The organism is Candidatus Symbiopectobacterium sp. (genome assembly GCF_020054415.1).
Lineage (GTDB): Bacteria > Pseudomonadota > Gammaproteobacteria > Enterobacterales > Enterobacteriaceae > Symbiopectobacterium.
On the sequence record NZ_JAHWCO010000573.1, the window covers coordinates 1 to 2,193 of the forward strand.

The 2,193-nt window shown below is 50.7% G+C and carries 2 protein-coding genes and 2 pseudogenes; 2 read left to right on the forward strand and 2 right to left on the reverse strand.

The annotated features are described in order from the left end of the window. Together QZ506_RS16750 and dcuC are read left to right on the forward strand one after the other, a co-directional pair. A partial coding sequence (locus QZ506_RS16750; RefSeq protein WP_291969230.1) for an IS1 family transposase occupies nucleotides 1-114 on the forward strand: 114 nt, incomplete at its 5' end. Nucleotides 115-296: 182 nt separating this feature from the next. Further along, the gene (gene dcuC, locus QZ506_RS16755; RefSeq protein ID WP_291972624.1) at nucleotides 297-1,649 is read left to right on the forward strand and encodes an anaerobic C4-dicarboxylate transporter DcuC; all 1,353 of its coding nucleotides are present in this window, start codon (nucleotides 297-299) and stop codon (nucleotides 1,647-1,649) included. A gap of 47 nt (nucleotides 1,650-1,696) precedes the next feature. Here the strand turns inward: dcuC and QZ506_RS16760 are convergent. After that, nucleotides 1,697-2,059: pseudogene (locus QZ506_RS16760) on the reverse strand (transporter associated domain-containing protein); the annotation flags it as partial. 51 nt (nucleotides 2,060-2,110) lie between these two features. Beyond that, nucleotides 2,111-2,193, reverse strand: a pseudogene (locus QZ506_RS16765) (lipoprotein); the annotation flags it as partial.

The window sequence follows — 2,193 nt, forward strand, 5'->3', positions numbered from 1 at the left end:
ACACTGCGTAACCGATTGCAACGGCTCAATCGCAAGACGCTCGGATATTCAAAATCATCCGAAATGCACGATAGGATCATCGGTACTTACATCGAACGCGAGTACTACGTTTGATGCTACATCAACTCATTGAATACACAAACTAAATAAACTTTACTTCTTTGATCTTTGCCATTTGTAGTTTTTCTACAAATCAGTAAACTTCCCTGTTTTTATCACATTTCCTTATACCAGAGCGCTATTTGATGTCTGCCCGTCAGGCATTTGTTTACGTTCACTTTCTACAGAGAAACATCATGATCGAACTCCTTATAGGTGTTGTTGTGACGGTGCTGGTGGGCCGTTACATCATTAAAGGCTATTCCGCGACCGGCGTTCTGATGGCTGGCGGGTTGCTGCTGCTGCTGATCAGCGTACTGATGGGGAAAAGCGTACTGCCCGCCAGTGCGAAGTCCACGGGGTGGGGCTTAACGGATATTGTTGAATACGTCAAAATTCTGCTTATGAGCCGCAGCGGCGACCTTGGCATGATGATCATGGTACTGTGCGGTTTTGCCGCCTACATGACGCATATTGGTGCCAATGATGTTGTGGTAAAACTGGTTTCACGCACGCTGAAAGTGATCAACTCCCCTTATTTGCTGATGATTGCCGCCTATTTCGTGGCCTGCTTGATGTCACTCGCTGTGTCATCTGCCACCGGATTGGGTGTGTTGCTGATGGCAACGCTGTTCCCAGTTATGGTGAATGTGGGCATCAGCCGTGGAGCAGCGGCTGCTATCTGCGCCTCGCCGGCGGCATTGATCCTGTCGCCGACCTCTGGCGACGTGGTGCTGGCGGCGCAGGCTTCGCAAATGAAGCTGGTGGATTTTGCCTTTAAGGTGACACTGCCGATCTCCATTGCCGCCATTGTGTCTATGGCTATTGCCCACTTTTTCTGGCAGCGCTATATCGACCGAAAAGAGAACATCAGCCACGAAATGGTCGAAGCGCAAGACATTGAAACCAATGCGCCGCGCCTGTACGCCATTTTGCCGTTCACGCCGATCATCGGTGTGCTGATTTTTGATGGCAAGTGGGGGCCGGAGCTGCACATTATCACCATTCTGGTGATCTGCATGCTGCTGGCTGCTATGTGTGAATTCCTGCGTTTCTTTAACGCCAAAACCATTTATGCTGGGCTGAATGTCGCTTATAAGGGCATGGCCGATGCCTTCTCCAGCGTTGTGGTGCTGTTGGTTGCTGCCGGTGTGTTTGCACAGGGGTTGAGCACCATCGGCTTTATCAGCGGTTTGATTGGGTTGGTGCAATCCTTTGGCAGCGGCGCTCTGCTTATCATGCTAGTGCTGGTAGTGATCACCATGTTGGCTGCAATGACCACCGGGTCGGGTAACGCACCGTTCTATGCGTTTGTCGAACTGATCCCTAAGCTGGCTTCACAGATGGGCATCAAACCAGCCTATCTGGCGATCCCGATGCTGCAATCTTCTAACCTTGGCAGAACCATTTCTCCGGTGTCTGGCGTAGTGGTTGCGGTGGCGGGGATGGCGAAGGTTTCGCCGTTCGAAGTGGTAAAACGCACATCCGTGCCGGTATTGGTCGGGCTGATTGTGGTAGTGGTTGCTACGGAAATTTTGATCCCGGCATAAGATAAATGGGCATCCCTCACTGTGTATCGGTGGGGGATGCTTCACTTTTATACCTCATAATCCTGCTCAGGCGTATGCTCCTGAGTGATTGCCACTTTAACAATACGGTTGCTCTCCATGCTTAATATCTTGAAGCGATAGCCGTCGATGGTGAGTTCATCGCCTTCTTGCGGTACGCGCTGCGAATATTCCATCGTTAAACCGGCCAGTGTGTAATATTCGCGTTTTTCATCCAGGGTAAGAGGGATGTACATGGCGAGATCTTCCAGTGGCGTATAGCCGTTGGCAATCCAGCTCCCGTCTTCATTTTGCGTGATGTCGTGGCGCGCATAGACATCTTCTCCCTCGATCGGCAGATTTCCTGCGATGGTTTCCATGACATCACTCAGCGTAACAATGCCTTCTAGGCTTTGTTGAATAAATCAGAACTTGTAACGACTGCGCCCCATACGGGTCGATTGTTACGTGATGCGAATACTGTTCGGCATTCCTAATAGCGTGATCCGGTTAAGCGCTTTGACCATGGCCATGGCTTCACCCACCT